The sequence below is a fragment of the Mesorhizobium sp. M1A.T.Ca.IN.004.03.1.1 genome (assembly GCF_003997555.1).
GTDB lineage: Bacteria > Pseudomonadota > Alphaproteobacteria > Rhizobiales > Rhizobiaceae > Mesorhizobium.
Genome location: NZ_RZTV01000003.1, coordinates 63,079 through 78,689, shown reverse-complemented (window position 1 = coordinate 78,689; position 15,611 = coordinate 63,079). Strand labels below are relative to the sequence as shown.

At 64.2% G+C, this 15,611-nt stretch carries 16 protein-coding genes; 6 read left to right on the top strand and 10 right to left on the bottom strand.

Going from position 1 to position 15,611, the window contains the following annotated elements:
• Positions 1–50: 50 nt before the first annotated feature.
• Positions 51–914 carry a septum site-determining protein MinC gene (gene minC, locus EOD29_RS10500; protein ID WP_127246684.1) on the bottom strand — a complete coding sequence of 288 codons (864 nt, stop codon included), beginning with the start codon at positions 912–914 and terminating at the stop codon, positions 51–53.
• 553 nt (positions 915–1,467) lie between these two features.
• Here minC and EOD29_RS10495 point away from each other — a divergent pair.
• Together EOD29_RS10495 and EOD29_RS10490 are read left to right on the top strand one after the other, a co-directional pair.
• On the top strand, positions 1,468–1,677 hold the full coding sequence (locus tag EOD29_RS10495) for a cold-shock protein (protein ID WP_066992896.1): 210 nt from the start codon (positions 1,468–1,470) through the stop codon (positions 1,675–1,677).
• 219 nt (positions 1,678–1,896) lie between these two features.
• Positions 1,897–2,085: a hypothetical protein gene (locus EOD29_RS10490; RefSeq protein ID WP_066992893.1), complete on the top strand. Its 189-nt coding sequence runs from the start codon at positions 1,897–1,899 to the stop codon at positions 2,083–2,085.
• A gap of 93 nt (positions 2,086–2,178) precedes the next feature.
• Here the strand turns inward: EOD29_RS10490 and EOD29_RS10485 are convergent, their stop codons facing one another.
• Positions 2,179–3,699: an FAD-dependent oxidoreductase gene (locus tag EOD29_RS10485; protein ID WP_127246683.1), complete on the bottom strand. Its 1,521-nt coding sequence runs from the start codon at positions 3,697–3,699 to the stop codon at positions 2,179–2,181.
• Here EOD29_RS10485 and EOD29_RS35890 point away from each other — a divergent pair.
• Positions 3,641–3,793 (top strand): hypothetical protein, encoded by a 153-nt coding sequence (locus EOD29_RS35890; protein WP_164763726.1) that lies wholly within the window; start codon positions 3,641–3,643, stop codon positions 3,791–3,793. The two genes, EOD29_RS10485 and EOD29_RS35890, sit on opposite strands and share 59 nt — an antisense overlap.
• On the opposite strand, the gene EOD29_RS10480 is transcribed toward EOD29_RS35890, so the two are convergent.
• The 3 genes from EOD29_RS10480 to EOD29_RS10470 form a co-directional block, all read right to left on the bottom strand.
• The gene (locus tag EOD29_RS10480) at positions 3,790–4,662 is read right to left on the bottom strand and encodes a ferritin-like domain-containing protein (RefSeq protein ID WP_127246682.1); all 873 of its coding nucleotides are present in this window, start codon (positions 4,660–4,662) and stop codon (positions 3,790–3,792) included. The two genes, EOD29_RS35890 and EOD29_RS10480, sit on opposite strands and share 4 nt — an antisense overlap.
• Before the next feature lie 315 nt (positions 4,663–4,977).
• Positions 4,978–5,403: a globin family protein gene (locus EOD29_RS10475; RefSeq protein ID WP_127246681.1), complete on the bottom strand. Its 426-nt coding sequence runs from the start codon at positions 5,401–5,403 to the stop codon at positions 4,978–4,980.
• A gap of 83 nt (positions 5,404–5,486) precedes the next feature.
• Complete coding sequence (locus EOD29_RS10470; protein WP_164746757.1) at positions 5,487–6,095, bottom strand: TetR/AcrR family transcriptional regulator; 609 nt, start codon at positions 6,093–6,095, stop codon at positions 5,487–5,489.
• A 206-nt stretch (positions 6,096–6,301) separates the two neighbouring features.
• On the opposite strand from EOD29_RS10470, the gene EOD29_RS10465 reads away from it, so the two are divergent.
• On the top strand, positions 6,302–7,426 hold the full coding sequence (locus tag EOD29_RS10465; RefSeq protein ID WP_164747392.1) for an alpha-hydroxy acid oxidase: 1,125 nt from the start codon (positions 6,302–6,304) through the stop codon (positions 7,424–7,426).
• A gap of 152 nt (positions 7,427–7,578) precedes the next feature.
• On the opposite strand, the gene EOD29_RS10460 is transcribed toward EOD29_RS10465, so the two are convergent.
• Together EOD29_RS10460 and EOD29_RS10455 are read right to left on the bottom strand one after the other, a co-directional pair.
• Positions 7,579–8,415, bottom strand: coding sequence for a BA14K family protein (locus EOD29_RS10460; protein WP_127246679.1), 837 nt, complete (start codon positions 8,413–8,415; stop codon positions 7,579–7,581).
• Between the two features lie 78 nt (positions 8,416–8,493).
• On the bottom strand, positions 8,494–9,600 hold the full coding sequence (locus EOD29_RS10455) for a KamA family radical SAM protein (RefSeq protein ID WP_127246678.1): 1,107 nt from the start codon (positions 9,598–9,600) through the stop codon (positions 8,494–8,496).
• Positions 9,601–9,784: 184 nt separating this feature from the next.
• On the opposite strand from EOD29_RS10455, the gene EOD29_RS10450 reads away from it, so the two are divergent.
• Positions 9,785–10,720 (top strand): hypothetical protein, encoded by a 936-nt coding sequence (locus EOD29_RS10450; RefSeq protein WP_127246677.1) that lies wholly within the window; start codon positions 9,785–9,787, stop codon positions 10,718–10,720.
• Between the two features lie 66 nt (positions 10,721–10,786).
• Here the strand turns inward: EOD29_RS10450 and EOD29_RS37845 are convergent, their stop codons facing one another.
• Both EOD29_RS37845 and EOD29_RS10445 read right to left on the bottom strand, forming a co-directional pair.
• On the bottom strand, positions 10,787–11,599 hold the full coding sequence (locus tag EOD29_RS37845) for a serine hydrolase (protein WP_281059216.1): 813 nt from the start codon (positions 11,597–11,599) through the stop codon (positions 10,787–10,789).
• Positions 11,545–12,315 carry a serine hydrolase domain-containing protein gene (locus EOD29_RS10445; RefSeq protein ID WP_281059210.1) on the bottom strand — a complete coding sequence of 257 codons (771 nt, stop codon included), beginning with the start codon at positions 12,313–12,315 and terminating at the stop codon, positions 11,545–11,547. The genes EOD29_RS37845 and EOD29_RS10445 overlap by 55 nt, the downstream gene beginning before the upstream one ends.
• Before the next feature lie 590 nt (positions 12,316–12,905).
• Between EOD29_RS10445 and EOD29_RS10440 the strand changes: the two genes are divergently transcribed.
• On the top strand, positions 12,906–13,799 hold the full coding sequence (locus EOD29_RS10440; RefSeq protein WP_127246676.1) for a hypothetical protein: 894 nt from the start codon (positions 12,906–12,908) through the stop codon (positions 13,797–13,799).
• A 41-nt stretch (positions 13,800–13,840) separates the two neighbouring features.
• On the opposite strand, the gene EOD29_RS10435 is transcribed toward EOD29_RS10440, so the two are convergent.
• Positions 13,841–15,268: a hypothetical protein gene (locus EOD29_RS10435; RefSeq protein ID WP_127246675.1), complete on the bottom strand. Its 1,428-nt coding sequence runs from the start codon at positions 15,266–15,268 to the stop codon at positions 13,841–13,843.
• Positions 15,269–15,611 lie beyond the last annotated feature (343 nt).

Genomic DNA, 15,611 nt, shown 5'->3' with positions numbered 1-15,611 from the left:
CATGAAGGACAATGGCACTCGAAACCGGTCCGAAGCTTGCGGCCAAAGACTCAGCTGAGCGGCACCACGCACAGCGCGTCGTTTTCGAGGAAGGCCTGCACCGCCTTGCCGCGCGAAACACCTTCCATCTCCTCGGCCGTGGTGTACCAGCCGTCGACGGCGAGCAGCTCGGCCTCATTCTTGCGGCAGAAGATGCGCGCCGACGTGTTGCCTTCCGAGCCGGCGATCGCCCGGCCGCGCAGCGTGCCGTAGACATGGATCGAGCCGCCGGCGACGATTTCCGAGCCGGACGCGACCGAGCCCAGCACGATGACGTCGCCATGCGGATGAAAGACCGACTGCCCCGAGCGGATCGGCGCCTTGATCATCAGCGTGCCGGCGGAAGGCTCGTGCCGTGCCGGTACAGCACCCTGCCCCGACCCGGCCGGTTCCGACTTGGCTGCTTCGGCGGCTCGCGCGTTTTCCGCATCGAGCTTCGCCAGTTCATCCTGCGACGCCCTCATTTGCCCCGGCTGCACATCCTCGACCGTAGCCGTCTCGACCGTGATCTCTTCCGCCTTCGCCTTGCGCGCGGCCCTGCCCAGCAACCCTTCGGCGGTCGCCTCCTTGGCGCCGGCGAGCAGCGGCGGCAAATCGGGGCCGAGCTCGGCGCCCTCGAGCTCGATCGCATAGACGCGGATGCCGCGCCGGGCGAGCGTGCCGACAAGTGCAGCGATCTCCTCCGGCCCCGGCTTCAAAGTATTGAGATCCAGCACTACCGGGCGGCCGTTGAAATAGCCCGGCGAGTTGCCGATCCAGTGATCGAGCCCCTCCAGCCACTCGTCGATCGGCGCCTCCGGCGTCAGCGTGAAAGCGACGAAGGAGCGGGCGCGGAAGCGGATTGATTTGTTGTGCAAAGGGGCGGCGAAGGTCACGGCCAGACGAATCCTTACTCAATGGTTAAAGGGTGCCGGGCGAATGGTTAACAAAAGGTTAATTTTGCGGGTGGCGGCCGCCGAGGAACTGGCGCAGCTAAGTTTTGTGGCGGGGTGGTCACAGTGCCTGCCGCAGCGTCTATCCAGCACACAATTCGACACATGGCGTGAGCCGGCAAGGAACGCTCAGCGGGGCCTAACGGCCAACAATATGCTCGGCATTTCGGTTCTTGTCGGCGGAGGCACCAAGATCTGTATCTCGGCTCTTTCTTCGGCGCCACGCGGAAGCCCTTCATAGGAGTCGGACGGCGTCGCGCGTCAAGCGAAATTTAGTCGCCGGCAAGCTTTTCAGGACAACGGCGCCGACAATATTATTTCGCCTCGCCTTGTCGCCGCTGCGGTTAAGCGCTATGTTTTTCAAATCGAACTTGTTGAACGAACGTTGTTTCTGCGCCTTGGCGCCCTGACGATCTTCCCTCTCAATTTCGAAGACTGCGACGTTTGGCACGCAGCCAGGCGGCGATGATTTGCGTCGATTTGAAAGGAAAATCGTATGACTACTGGAACCGTGAAGTTTTTCAACGCCACGAAAGGCTTCGGCTTCATCGAGCAGGGCAATGGGCAGCCGGACGTGTTCGTCCATATCTCCGCCGTCGAGCGCGCCGGAATGCGCTCGCTAGCGGAGGGCCAGAAGGTGAGCTTCGACATCGTGAAGAACCAGCGGAACGGCAAAAGCTCGGCGGAGAATATCCAGGCGGGCTGATGCCGTGCATCCATGGCCTTTGACCGCGGATGTACCGGCATTGGCCTTGGAGCACTTTGATCTTGCGGATGTCTTCGTCCCGAAACCGGCTCCCGATTTCGGGCAACATGTTTTGGGATTTTACGCATGTCTTCCCCTAACCGGTTTCCGATTTTGGGAGATATGCTTTGGAAGGTCGGGCTTGCCCGGCCTTCTTCGTTTCAAATTGCGAGGTAGACCATGGCCGAAACCAGTGTGTTCAAGCCGAAGGGCGACGCCAAGAGCGAAGCCACCACGAAGACGGCGCGCACGATAATCGAGGGCGAAGCGGCAGCGCGGCAGGCAAAGACGGAACGGCTCCGCGCGGCCAGGCTCGCCCGCGGGCCGGTTGAAGCGGAGCCAAAGAAGAAGCCGGCAAGGCGAAAATAGCGACGGAGGTCTTGGGGAAGTCCACTTCTCCCGACGCGATTCGACTCGACTTCCCGCGGCTGGGGATCGCCGATCCAATGCCCTTCAGCCGAACTATCCCAAAGGCCGGATGGCCGGGCCGTTGAGGACAGTCCCGTCCGGCGCGAACTGCGAGCCGTGGCAGGGGCAATCCCAGCATTGCTCGGTCGAATTCCAGTGCACGATGCAGCCGAGATGCGTGCAACTGGCCGAATGCCGGTGCAGCTTGCCGTCGCGATCGCGGCACACGGCGAACTTGCTCAAGCCGTCCTGAAGTATGCCGCCTTCGCCGGGCTCGAGGGCGTCGGCCGACTTGACCTCACCGGGCAGCAAATAGCCGGCAAGGTTCTTCACCGTCGTAAGGTTCTCATTGACGTAGTGCGCGAGCGCGGCGGGCGGCGTCCGGTCGGGGGCGTAGACGGCTTCCCAAGAGTTCGATCCGCCCACGATCAGATCGCGGATGAGCAGTCCGGCCAAGGCGCCATGCGTCATGCCCTGGCCGGAGTCGCCGGTGGCGATGAAGACGTTGCCGTTGCCGGGGCTGCGGCCGATGAAGCCGCAATAGTCGATCGTTTCGAGGACCTGACCGGACCATCGCGCTCGTTCTCCGCCAAGATCGGGCACCAATGCCCTGATCCAGGCTTCGAGCGCGACAAAGCGCGCCGCGCCGTCATCCGCTTCGCCCGATTTGTGATCGCGGCCGCCGGCGATGAGACAGTCCGTCTTGCCGGGACCGGGATTGAGGCGGACATAGTAATAGGGATCATCCATATCCCAGTAGAGCGCATCCGGGAGGGTTCCCCTGGCAATGTCGAAAGCCATTGCATAGGTGCGGTAAGGCGCCATCTTGCTGTGGATCTTGACCCAGGTGTTGATCGGGGAATTGGTGGCAAACACTGCGTTCGAAGCCGTTACGGTGGAGCCGCCGTCGCATTTCAGGCGAACCTTGTCCCCCTCCTCGATTTCGGTGACGGCGCTGTCGGCGAATGCCTTGCCGCCTCGTTTCTCGAAATCGGCCAGCAGCGCGCGCAAATATTTCAGCGGATGGAAGGTCGCCTGGTCTGGATAGCGCAGGATGGGCGCCGATTCATGGCCCTTGAGCGGCACACCCTTGCCATGCTCAGCTTCGGCGCCGATCTTTGCCGCAGCCGCATACTCCTTGTTGCATTCTCTGGCGGCCTCTTTCTCGTCCATCCATGCGGCCGGGAACAGGACGCCGTCCAGCCGGCGGAAATCGCAGTCGATCTCCAGCGTGGCGACATGGCGTTCGATGCGGTCGACGGCGGCCTGCTGGCTTTCCTGGAATCCGCGCGCCAGAGCCTCGCCGCGCATGTCGATCAGCGCGCTCAAGCCGTCGTCGCAGATGGGTGCCAGATGGGCGGTCGTGCGCGATGTCATGCCGCCGAGCAAGGGGCCGCGATCCACGAGCACCACCCTGCGTCCCGCCAAGGCCAGTTCGTAGGCGATGGAAACGCCGGCGATGCCGGCGCCGATGACGGCTACGTCACAATGCTCATCCCGCTCGAGGCGAGGCGCGTTGGGCAAGCTGGTGTCGAGTGTCCAAAAAGATCTGGTCGCTTCGCTGCTGACGTTCATTGCCTGCCTCGTCGAAACGAAATCGGATGGCCGCGCCGAATGCTGCTCGGCCCGGGTTGCAGATCATCGTGACCGGCTCCACTTCAACGGCTAGGTGCTCTTGAGCGTTCCGTTCATCCCGTTCGGGTAAAAGCCGCCCTTGCTCACACCCGACTGATCGGTCAGATAGACGATGCGCAGCACCTCCTGCGGCGTCCTTGTGAAGGCAATCGCATCCGGCGTCGAAGGAACGACGTTGGCCTTGCCGTCAACCTGAATGCCCTGGTCTTTGTCCTCGTTCCCATCGATCTTGTCGCGTGCGTCGGAAACCGCATTCGCCGCCTTCCAGGCCTTCTCGCCCATGCGATAGAGCGACGACCGCGCCATTCCCATGTGATAGGCCTCGACCGCGAGAATTCCAGCCGCAGCAGCGAGGAATTCCTTGTTCTTCAGGACAGTTGCCGCACCGGCGTAGGCCGTCACACCGACGTCCTCGAACAGCATGCCGCCGAGCACGAAATTCATCTGGTTGCCAAACGCATCGAAATCGTCGCCGAGGCCGGCCGCCTTGGCGACCGCGGCAAAGCCGGCATCGAAATCGATCGCCGGCCGGTCCACCGCATTCGACGCAAGCGTCTTGCGATAGAACCTGACATGGGCAAGTTCGTTTTCCGCGACCTCGCGCATGAATTCACCGACCGCGGGCGTATCGAAGGCAACCTTTTTGCCGCCGACGACATCGCCGGGTTTGGAACCGATGTCTGAGTCCTCGATGCCTTTTCCCGTGGTGCCGCGGAGGTAATATTCGGCCTCCATATATTCCAGGTTGAGCGCGAAGCGGAAAATGTCTTCGTCTTTTATGTCGTCCTGCGCGGCAGCAGACGAAGTCGAAGCAACGCCGGCCGCTGAAGCAATGGTCGCTCCAAGACCGATTTGCAGTGCCCGGCGGCGACAAACATGAAGTGAAGGCGTGACAGCGGTCATAGCTTCCTCCCGAAGCCCGCCTGTCAACCGGTTTGGCCTCAATGAGCGGGCCAGCCGCCAAACTTCGCAGAAGGCAGAATGTTCCTGAAAAGAAGCCGATATGGCTTTGCCTGGGGGAGCCTGATGCGGCCGCGATACGGCTCGCGTGGCGCCGGTGCGGTTTTGCGCAGCCAATGGCTCGAGCCCTGTCGCCCAGGTCGGCGCCGGGCTTGCAGGCAGGGCGGCGACGGGCGCCTCGCCGCGACCTCCGGGCCATGAACAAGGCCCAGGAGATCGCCTGCCGCGCTCGGCTTCGCGCTCCAGCCTGACGAGAGCTCAAGCCGCCAGCTCCACCTCACGGGCTGCGACGATCATGACGCCGGCGAGCAGGCCGTAGGCGGCTTGCCAGGCCTCGCGGACCTGAGGCGTGAAGGCCTCGCCCAGGCCCGCCTCCAGCGTCTCGATCAGCGCCTGGCCGACGATCGGATAATGATGCTCCTCGACGCCATAGCCGACATGGCGCCTGGCGAGATCCTGCACGGCGGGCAGGATGGTCTCGGCGCGGGAAAGGCCATGCACGACGAAGCCCAGCGCCGCCATCAGCTTGGCGCCCTGCCTGCTCATGTCCGTTGCGCGAAACAGCCCCTTGAGGCTGGCGTCGATGGCAAACAGCTTCTCGTAGAACAAGGCCGCGGCCGCCTCCTTGATCGGCACGACCTCGCGAAAACTGTCCTGCACAAGCCTGATCTGGTCGGGTGTCATCGGCGTGCTCCTCCGCATTTGCTAGGCTGCAAACATCCGGCGCGAGCGTTTCGCTGGCATGCCGGTTGTGGAGCGGGTGTGTTTCAGGCGTGTGTTGGGCGGGTATCGTGTTGCGGAAACTCCACCTCGGCTGCCATCAGCCGCTTCGCCGCATCCGCCGCGGCGCTGCAATAGCTCTGGTCGCCGTGGATCAGGATCATCACCATGGCGCCCTCGATCAGCAGGAATAGCTCGCGGGCCCGCTCCTTCGGCGACGGCACCTTCGCTTCGGCGAGCAGCATTTCCAGATGACGCTCCATCAGCGCCTTGTGCTGGCGCGCGATCACGCGCGCGGGGTGGCCGGACAGGTCGGCAAGCTCGATCGCCAGCCGGGTGAAGCCGGAGCCCGCCCAGCGCGGCTTGGACGACCACTTGACCAGCCCCTCGAAAAGCTTGTCGATCAGCACGTCCGCGCCGCCCGAAAACTCGATGCCGTAATTCTGGAAGTCGGCGAATGTACGCTCATGCTGCGAAGCGAGCACGGCGGTCAAGAGCGCGTCCTTGCTGTCGAAATGATAGTAGAGCGTGCGCTTGGTGACGCCGGCGGCATCGGCGATCTCGTCCATGCCAACGCGGAAAAAGCCCCGGCGGCGAAACAGCTTGTAAGCCGCCTGGAGGATCTCGGGCCTGGTCTCGTCGGACGCTCTGGGCATGGGGCGCGCTGCCGTTGCCGTAAGTATACTCGCTAGTGAATTTACATCAGCGGCCACGCGACCTTCAATAATCAGCATTCGCTATATTTTATGGGAGGACGACGATGGAACGAGCAGTCCCCACGCCACTCGATGTTCCGACGGGCATCGTGACTTTGCCCGACGAGATCAGGGCAACATCGGCGGCGCCGCAACTGCTCAAGGGCATGACCTGCATCGAGGACCTGCGCCGGGCCGCGAGCCGCCGCGTGCCGCGCGTCTTCTTCGACTATGCGGAGTCCGGCTCCTATGCCGAGCAGACGCTGCGCGCCAACCGCGCCGACCTGGAGCGCATCACGCTCAAGCAGCGCGTCCTGGTCGATGTCGAGCAGCGCGACACGGCAACCACGATCCTCGGTGAGAAGGTGTCGCTGCCGATAGCCCTTGCACCGATCGGCCTGGGCGGCATGCAATGGGCCGATGGCGAGATCCTCGCCTGCCGGGCGGCAAAAGCCGCGTGCATTCCCTATACGATGAGCACGATGTCGATCTGCTCGATCGAAGATGTGGCGCAAGCTGTCGGCAAGCCATTCTGGTTCCAGCTCTATGTGATGAAGGATCGCGGCTTCGTGCGCTCGCTCATCGAACGCGCCGACGCCGCGCGCTGCAGCGCGCTGGTACTCACGGTCGACCTGCAAGTGCTGGGCCAGCGCCACGCCGATGTCAGGAACGGGCTTTCGGTGCCGCCGGCGCTCAAACTTCGCACGATCGTCGACATCGCCAGCCGCCCGGCCTGGGCGGCCCGCATGCTTTCGGCCAAACGCTGGACCTTCGGCAACCTCGCCGGCCATGTGAAGGGCGAGGACAGCATCAAGGCGGTGGCGGATTGGGTGGCGCATCAGTTCGACGCGACGCTGAGTTGGAGCGATGTCGACTGGATCAGGAGCATCTGGCCGGGCAAGCTGATCCTCAAGGGCATCCTCAATGTCGACGACGCGCGCAGCGCCAGCAGGGCCGGCGCCGACGCCATTGTGGTGTCCAACCATGGCGGCCGGCAGCTTGACGGCGCGCCGTCAACCATCTCGATGCTGCCGAGGATAGCGGACGCGGTGGGCTCCGATGTCGAGATGCTGTTCGACGGCGGCGTGCGCTCAGGCCAGGATCTGATGCGGGCGCTGGCTCTCGGTGCCCGAGCCTGCCTGGTCGGACGCGCCTATATCTACGGCCTCGGCGCCGGCGGCGAGGCGGGCGTGGCGACGGCAATCGACATTCTGCGCAAGGAGTTGTCCGTCACCATGGCGCTGACCGGGACAACGAGCGTCGCGGAGATTGATGGCCGAGTGCTGAATTGAGCCGATCATCTCCCGTTCGCGGCGGGAAGGTGCCGAAGGGCGGCGCTAACGTTAGCCATTCGATATGCACCCCCCCGCTGGTCTACCGACCATCTCCCCCCAAGGGGCGCCTTCAGGAGCCAAGCGTCACTTCGCAGGAACGTGGGCCTGCCCTACTCGCACTGCCGGCGCGGGCCGCCGTCATAGGGCTGGTAAGTGTTGTCCTGCGGATCGTAGGAGCGATAGCGGCTGAAGCAGGAGTCGATATGATCGCCCGACATTTGCGGGCCCAGCAGCCGATCCCTGGAAGGCTGGTCTTCCGGCAAAATCTCTTCCGGCGGGCCGCCATAAGTCGTCGCGTAGCCGTCCCGTGTCGTGGCGTAGCCTTCCACCTCGGCCTGGTCGTCAGTCACCTCGCCTTGATTGTTCATCCAGGGCTGATCGGGTTGGTGCCCGTCGGTCGAGGCTGTGCGATCGCCGCCCGGATCGAAATAGGGCGAGATGCAGGGGCGAATCTCCCCGCTGTAGGAGCGGTAGCTGTTTTCTTGCGGGCGGTAGCTGCGATAGCGGTTGGCGCACCATTCGAGATGCGCGGCGGGCAATTGTACCTGCTGGGCCGGCGCCTGCTCCGAAGGCTGTTCAGCCGCATCGGCCTGGCCCGTCTGTGAAGCATTGGGCGGAGAGATCTCGGGCAAGGGCTGCAACTGCCGCGGCGCGGCGGCTTGCGGCGTTGGGAGAGCTGCGGTCTGCGTGGCCGTATCCGCCGCTTTGGCCCCCTCGTCCGCCTTAACGGACGCGCCGGCGGCCTGCTGGGCCGGGATGCGCTCGAGATCCTGCTTCGCCGGATCGACGGGCCTGGCGTCCTTGGTCCAGAGCTCCGAAACGCCGATCGCCGGCGTTGCCTGGCGCACCGGCTTGGCGGCCAGCAGCCAAGTGGCGAAGGCGAGCCCTGAGGCAAACACGGCCAGGGTCAGCACGAAGCCGCCGACGATTCCCAACAATGCCTTCACGCTGCTCTCCTTCGACCCCCCGCTATACAATGCGGGGGGCGGGATGGGAGTTCCTCTGCCGCCTCTCGAGATGAGGAACTAGGCGACCACCTCGCCATACTCCCTCACCTTCCCGTCCTGCCCGCGAATCCGCCATGTCTCGCTGTCCCGGCCCTCGATGTGGCTGGGGCCGAGCGGCACCTTGCCGCCGCCATCGGGCAAATCGATGACATAGGTCGGGTTGCAGATGCCGGAGAGGCGCCGGCGCAGTTCCGCGGCCAGCGCCTGGCCCTCGGCAATCGTGGTGCGGCGGTGCGCCATGCCCGGCGCCAGATCACCATGGTGAAGATAGTAAGGTTTTACGCCCAGCCGATAGATCAGCTCGCGGCAGAGCTCTTCCAGCACCTCGACCTTGTCGTTGACGCCCTTCAAGAGAACGCTCTGGTTAAGCAGAACAAAACCCGCCTGACGCATGGTCCGGCAAGCCGTTTCGGTGTCCGGCGTGATCTCGCGTGGGTGGTTGAAGTGAGTGACCACCGTCACCATCAGCCTTCCTTGCAGGGCCGCCACAAGGCCGGGCGTGATGCGCGACGGCAGCGCCACCGGCACGCGGGTGTGGATGCGCAGGAGCCGGACATGCGGGATGGCCTCGATGCGGGCGCGGATTTCGGCGAGCGCCTTGTCGGGCAGCGACAGCGGATCGCCGCCGGTCAGGATCACCTCGCGGATCTCGCTATGTTGGGCGATGTAAGCGAGGGCTGGCTCCAGCGCCTCGCGCGTATAGCCGCGGCCGATCGAAGTCAGCGCCTCCTTGCGAAAACAAAAGCGGCAATAGACCGCGCATTGATAGGTCGGAAACAAGAGCACGCGGTCGGCATGGCGATGGGTCAGCCTGGGCACCGGGCTGAAGGCGTGATCGCCGATCGGATCGCCGAGCTCGCCCTCGGCAGTGATCAATTCGTCCGGCGATGGGATCACCTGCGCGCGGATCGGATCGTTCGGATCGTTCCAGTCGATCAGGTCGAGATAGGCTTTCGGCACGCGCACCTTGTGGGCGGCGGCGGCTTGCTGCGCAGCGGCGCGCTCGGCCGGTGAGAGCGGCAGGGCTGCGAGGTCGCGCACATGGCGCACGCCGGCACGCACGTCGTCCTGCCAGGCGGCGTCGGGTCCGCGCGCGGCTTCCTTGAGATCGGTATTTGAGGTCATTGGGGTCTCGGTACGAACTTGCGCGGGATATCGGCCGGATGGATGGCCGGGTCAATCGTTTTGGTTGCCGCAGAGCGGTGGAGTGGCGCGCGAGACCGGCCGGGCCTGATGCCCGGCTTGTCTCGTGGCTTTGAGCGCGACGAAATTGGCGCTAATTTGGCGCAGGCTTCGGGGGGCGAGACGAATGGATTTCAGCGCAGGCCATGGCTACCTTCTCATCGGTGGGCTCATCCTGGTCGGCGCCGGGCTGCTGATCATTTCGCTGATCGTCAATCTGCGCGTGGCGCACAGCGTGCGCGACGAACTGCGCCATCGCGAAAAGCTGCTGGAATATTATCGCAACATCTTTTCGCAGCTAGGCGTGATCCTGATCGGCATCGGCGTTTCGCTGTTCATCTTCTTCTTCCAGCAGAACTATCAGGACCAGCGCAAGCGCGAGACCGAGCTGCAGCAGGTTCTCGCCAAACTGGCGGCGCGCGTTGCCCGCGGCGCCCCCGTCATCGAAACGCTGGGCGAGTTCGACGAGATACTGGATGAGGGCAGCGCCTATGTCGGCCCCGAACACGGCGGAAGCAACGCCGCGATCACCGCCAGGGGAACGGAGCTCGCCAAGCAGGTCGAAAAGATCCTGCTGGTCGAACGTGATGTCGATGTTCGAGACTTCGAAATCCTGAACCTGTCGCGCGACCTCGAAGCCACCTTTGTCGTCAACGAGATCGATCCGACGCTGTGGTTCAACATCGTGCGCGACGAGAACGAGATCAAATACGCGACGACGCAGTTAGCCCTCGACTACAAGGACCTGCATGAGGCGATCGGCGACGAGGCGGTGGAGGCCGCGGTCGCCAAGCCCGACAAGGAACCGAAGATCAAGCACGAGGTGCTCGACATCCTCTATGACGCCGACCTGCTGCGCCAGCGCAGCAGGCGGTTTCTCGCCCGCGCCTGCTGGCTCTTCAGCAAGGGCAAGAGTTTCATCGCCCTTGCACCGGTTGATGCGATCGAGACCGACACCAAATCGCAGCAGGAATGGATCGACCGCGCGAAATCGGTGCTGACGCAGACAAAGACGGGCAGCGGCGACTGCTTCAAGCTGCTCCGCTACGGGCAGGCATCCTGAGCCCGCTGGTCTTTGTTTTGATGCTGTCGTTCACCCAGAATCGCCGCACGGCTCTGGGTGAAGCGATCAGTCTCCCACCCGCTGCAGCCTGCCCAGATGATTGTCGTCGAGGAACTCGATCGTCATCGCCGAGGCCTTGCCGTCGGGGCCGACGACGAAGCTCACGCCCGCCGGCCGGTCCGGCGTCTCGGCGTCGGGATGGGTCAGGAACAGATCGGCGTCGAAATGCGTCAGCGAATAGGACCGCGCTCCGGCCGGTCCGACCTCGAGCACAAGGCCGTCGCCCGCGCTCGACACGGTCACGCCGCCGATGAAGTCATTGCCGTAGCGGCCGGAATAGGCGCTGGCCGGCCGGGCCGGCCTTGGCGGAGACGGAGGCGCGGCATATTCGGCCTTGGCCGCGGCGATCGCCGGACCCAGCATCCCGGCATAGATTCCGTCCCAGGCCTCGACCCAGTCCTTTTCGACTTTTCCGTCGAAGACCAGATCGGCAAAGCTGTCGGACAACCCTTCCGGGACACCGGTCGGGAAGGCATTCGTAAGGATAACGATGCCAAGCTTCTCCTGCGGAAACAGCGTCGCCACCGTACGCGCGCCGACGCTGAAGGCGCCTGCATGGCCCCAGCTCAGGCCGTGCCGGCCGAAGTCAATATTCCAGCCGAGGCCATAGAAAGACTCGCCTCCGGTTACCGGATTGCGGCCGAGCGCCATCTGAGGCAGATGCGTCTGTCGCAGCGCATCGGAAGCAATCAGCATCCGGCCGGCATAGACCCCGTCGCCGAGCACCAGGCGCATCCATTGCATGAGATCGCGCGCGCTGGAATTTACGCCGCCGCCGGCGCCTGAGGATCGACATTGCGCTTGACCTTTGCGGCCCAGACGCCGTCGATCTTGACATGCAGCGCGGCGCGATTGGCGCGGCTGATGAAGTCCGCGTGACGGGAGCTGGTCGCGGCCATTCCAAGCGGGCGGTAGAGCTTTTCCTCCGCGACCGTCTCCCAGGGCTTGCCTGTCGGCTTCGCGGCCGCCACGGCACCCTCGGTCAGCCCGAAATTGCTGTAGGAATAGCCGGCGCGAAAGCTCGACGATGGCGACACAAAGCGGAGGCGGCGAAGGATTTCGGCGCGGTCGTAGCCGATGCCCTCAAGGTCGTCTCCGGCAGTGCCGGGAAGGCCGCTGCGATGCGTGAAAAGATCGCGGATGGTGAGTTCGCCGGTGGGATAGGGATCGGCAAGGCGGAAGGCCGGATCGAGATCGGCGATCTTCGAATCCCAGGATACCACCCCGTCGCTGACCAGCGCGGCCACGACGGTAGCCGAGATCGGCTTCGAAAGGGAGGCGATCTGGAACACCGTGTCGGCGTCGACCGGCTCCGGTCTGCCGGCTTCGCGATGCCCGAAACCCTTGAGGAAGATCACCTTGTCGTCATGCACGACGCCGATGGCAAGGCCGGGGACGGCACCATCGGCGACGGCGGCTTGCGCCAGCGCTTCGAGCTTCGGCAAGGCGGCGGCGATGCGCGCGGGCGTGACGGGATCGGCCGATGCCGCGTGCGGCCAAAGCGCCAGTCCGGCGATGAAGGCCAAAACCGTCAAATGACAGAGATCCCGACCAAGCCGCATCGCGCGCCCTTCCCTGCATTCACCCTAAGATTGTACAGGCCGGCACCGGCCTGGCCAAGCCCTGCGCCGCCCTGATCATCCTCCCAATCGACTGGTGTGGCGCCGGGTGCGTCCCTCACCTCTGGGCCTGCGCCCGCCTTAGAAGATCCGGCCGTCCCCGACATCATGGCTGTGCTCTGGACACGAAAGCTTGCGTTCCTTCGCGCCCCCCTCTGTCCTGCCGGACATCTCTCCCACTTGGGGGGAGATCAGATGTGGCGCCGGCTTTCGCCAATCATCGACGGTGCAAAGGGAGAGCCGTCAGCGGAACTGCCAATCTCTCCCCTCGTGGGGGAGATGTCCGGCAGGACAGAGGGGGGCGCCGTAGAGCGCAACTGTCGCGGCGTGCCTCACCTCCTCGCCGACATCGAGCGGCAAGATCCAGCGGTTCCTGCTGAGGAAGGCGGAGGTAGAGAAGCGAAACGCCGGATATTAAATTCGGGTTCTCCCCGGGATTCCGCCACGTAAAAGCCGCCAAGTCAGGCGAAGGCCCCAAGGGCTTTGGTTTGAATTGGGGTTATAGCATGCGGCTGGTCTGGGCGTTTTTGTTCGCGCTGGCGAGCGGCGTGGTTTTCGCGGCATCGCCGGAGGACGACTATATCGCCGCGCGCGACAAGGCGATTTCCGACATCGCGGCGCAGGAGAGCTCGAACGCGGAAGTGGAGGCGCTCGATGGCGCCAACACCAAGGCGCTGGCCGATCTGGAAAAGCGTCTTTCCGCCATTCTCGGCCCGCTTGCGGTCAAGGACTTTCCGGCAACCGGCACGATCAATCTGCAGAGCCTGAGCGCCTCCGATATTGGCTTCGGCATGCTGGACGGGCTGCGCTACGCCAAGAGCGATACCGGCCCGAGCATCGTCGCGACGACCCGCGGGTTGGTCGAGCGCTGGCTGCGGTCCAAGGCTGACGAGGACGATGAAGGCCTGCGGCTGCCCGCCGGCATCGAGGAGGCGCTCAAGCTAGACTCCTTCTATACGCAGGCGATCGGCAGCGACGCCGCATTCGTGAAGACGCTCGACTTTTCACTGAAGAAGCCCGAAGGCGCCGATATCGCCGTCGCGCGGCTCGGCGGCTGGACGCAGGATGTCGGACCGATCTACGACCAGCAGGTCGTCGTCGCGGTCGTCAAGGGCGACCGCGTCCTGATCGCCGAGGCGCCCGCGTCCCCGCCCGTGCCGAAGATCGCGGCCTGCGAGGCGCTTTGGACCGCGGCGGACGCGGCTGCCCAGAAATTTCAGCAGGCCTATCAGAACTCGGACCTGAAGGACCAGCAGGCCTATGATTCCGCCAACGCCGCCTGGGAAAAAGGCGACGGCGATTATCGCGCCTGCATGGGCGAGCGCCTGCCGGGCGATCCGGGCTTCCCGGCACTGCTTGCCGAGGCCCAGCAGCTTGCTGACCGGATGACCGGCAAGTAGGCCCAGAGCGGTGAAGCGCTGAGCTGGCTAGACACCCTTCCTCAGCTCGCGGCAGCTCTCATGTTGCGCCGGCGCCTGGCGGTGGGTCGCGCCGGCTCCACGATATGCCCGTTGGTGACATGCCCATTCGTCACGGGCACAACATCCTGCCGGGCCCGGGCGTCCGTCACCCTGTGCAGCCGCTCATAAGGCAGCAGCTCCTTGATGCGGGCATTCAGCGTCTCGACCTCGGCGCGCAGGTCCTCGCATTCCTGTTTCTGGATATCGAGCTGGATCTGCTCCGACGCCTGCTGCAGCGATAGCTGCGAGAGGTTGGTACTGATCACCGACAAATTCTTCTTGTCCAATTCGCTCTCGTTCCTGAGAACGGCAAGCTTCTCTTCCGCGATCTGCCGCTCGGTCACGGCGTCATTCAACTGCGCCCTCAGTCCTGTCGCCTCGGCGACCGCATCGGTCTTGTCGATGGAGGCCTGCTCGAGCCGCGATTGCAGCTCCTGGATTTCGGAGCGCAAGCCGCGCAGCTCCGCCCGGCTCCGCGCCAGCTCCGCCGCGCCATCGCTTTCGGCAATGCGGGCGGCTTCGGCTGCCTCGGCAAGCTTGGCCTGCGTCGTCTCCAACGATTTCTGCAGCCGGGCCTCCTCCTTCTCGTGGCTGCCGAGCTGGGCCATAAGTTCGGCAATCCGCGTGGCTTCGTTGGCGTGGGTCGCCGCGAACTCGTCGAATTTGTGCCGGGCCTCGGCCTCGCGCTTTTGCGCCTGCTCCAGCTCGATCGAAAGCCCGACCTGCTTCTCGCGCAGCAGCTTGTTCTCGACAGCGCGCCTGTCGGCTTCGACGGTCTTGGCCGTCAGGCTCTTGACGATCTCACCGAACTCAGCCTCGCGCCTGGCGCTCTCATTGCCCATCTCGACCATTTCGAGCCGCACCGCTGCAAGCGCCTCGCGCAGCGACTCCCTGTCCTGGACGAGACTTGCCTCGCGCTGCTGCCAGGCCTCGGCCGCGCCGTCGCGTTCGCGCTGCTTGCGCGTAGCGTCAAGCAATTGTTCCGACAAGGCCTTGTGTTCGGCGCCCAGAGCGGCGTTCTCCAGCTCCAACTCATTGGCGCGCAGCGCATCGCGATGCAGGGCGTTCAGGATATCGCGCGTCATGTGGTGCGCTGTGGCGATCTCGGCCAGCCTTGACCCGATCTCCTCCAGATGACCCTGTCCGTCGCGGAAGAGTCCGGAAACGGCTTCCAAGGCGGCCAACCGTGTCTGGGTGTGCGGCGTCAGCCGGGAGGCGGAAGCCTCGGACTGAGTCTCGCCCGGCGGATCCTCCTCGCTTGCCGCCAGGTCGGCGGCAGAATCGTATCCCGGGGACGTCTCTTCGTCAGCCGAAAGACATTCTTCGAAAGCCTCTGCCAGATCCGACTGGAGCTCTTGAAATTCCTTGTCTACGTCCTCGGCCCGTTTGATCAGGGATTTGAAATTCATAACGGCACACCTCTTACGCTCACACCCGCCGTATTACTTAACGAATTGCTAATCTAGCCCTTAACGTTCCGTACGGGAAGCCTGACCAAAAGAAGGAAGGAATTAAGGTTATCGCGGATTTCCAGAGGCTTGCGCGGTGTTCCGTCAGCGGCATCTGCGCTCAGCGCGGTAAACGGTTAGAATGGCCTGCGTCGGCCGCACGTCATCGAGCCGCAAGCGAGCACCTGGCGCCCGCTGCGGGCGGATCACTCGTTGGAAGGGGAGCCACGCTCCAGCCAGCACCTACGCCAGCGTTGGCCGTTCCATCTAGCGCCGAGGTTCCGTCATGCCGCAGGGGCCGGAC

Coding starts and splice junctions, on each gene's coding strand:
- EOD29_RS10480 (WP_127246682.1), bottom strand. CDS start 4,662: ATGACCGCTGTCACGCCTTCACTTCATGTTTGTCGCCGCCGGGCACTG.
- EOD29_RS10440 (WP_127246676.1), top strand. CDS start 12,906: ATGCGGCTGGTCTGGGCGTTTTTGTTCGCGCTGGCGAGCGGCGTGGTT.
- EOD29_RS10435 (WP_127246675.1), bottom strand. CDS start 15,268: ATGAATTTCAAATCCCTGATCAAACGGGCCGAGGACGTAGACAAGGAA.
- EOD29_RS10475 (WP_127246681.1), bottom strand. CDS start 5,403: ATGACACCCGACCAGATCAGGCTTGTGCAGGACAGTTTTCGCGAGGTC.
- EOD29_RS10495 (WP_066992896.1), top strand. CDS start 1,468: ATGACTACTGGAACCGTGAAGTTTTTCAACGCCACGAAAGGCTTCGGC.
- EOD29_RS10450 (WP_127246677.1), top strand. CDS start 9,785: ATGGATTTCAGCGCAGGCCATGGCTACCTTCTCATCGGTGGGCTCATC.
- EOD29_RS10455 (WP_127246678.1), bottom strand. CDS start 9,600: ATGACCTCAAATACCGATCTCAAGGAAGCCGCGCGCGGACCCGACGCC.
- EOD29_RS10490 (WP_066992893.1), top strand. CDS start 1,897: ATGGCCGAAACCAGTGTGTTCAAGCCGAAGGGCGACGCCAAGAGCGAA.
- EOD29_RS10470 (WP_164746757.1), bottom strand. CDS start 6,095: ATGCCCAGAGCGTCCGACGAGACCAGGCCCGAGATCCTCCAGGCGGCT.
- EOD29_RS10485 (WP_127246683.1), bottom strand. CDS start 3,699: ATGAACGTCAGCAGCGAAGCGACCAGATCTTTTTGGACACTCGACACC.
- EOD29_RS10465 (WP_164747392.1), top strand. CDS start 6,302: ATGACCTGCATCGAGGACCTGCGCCGGGCCGCGAGCCGCCGCGTGCCG.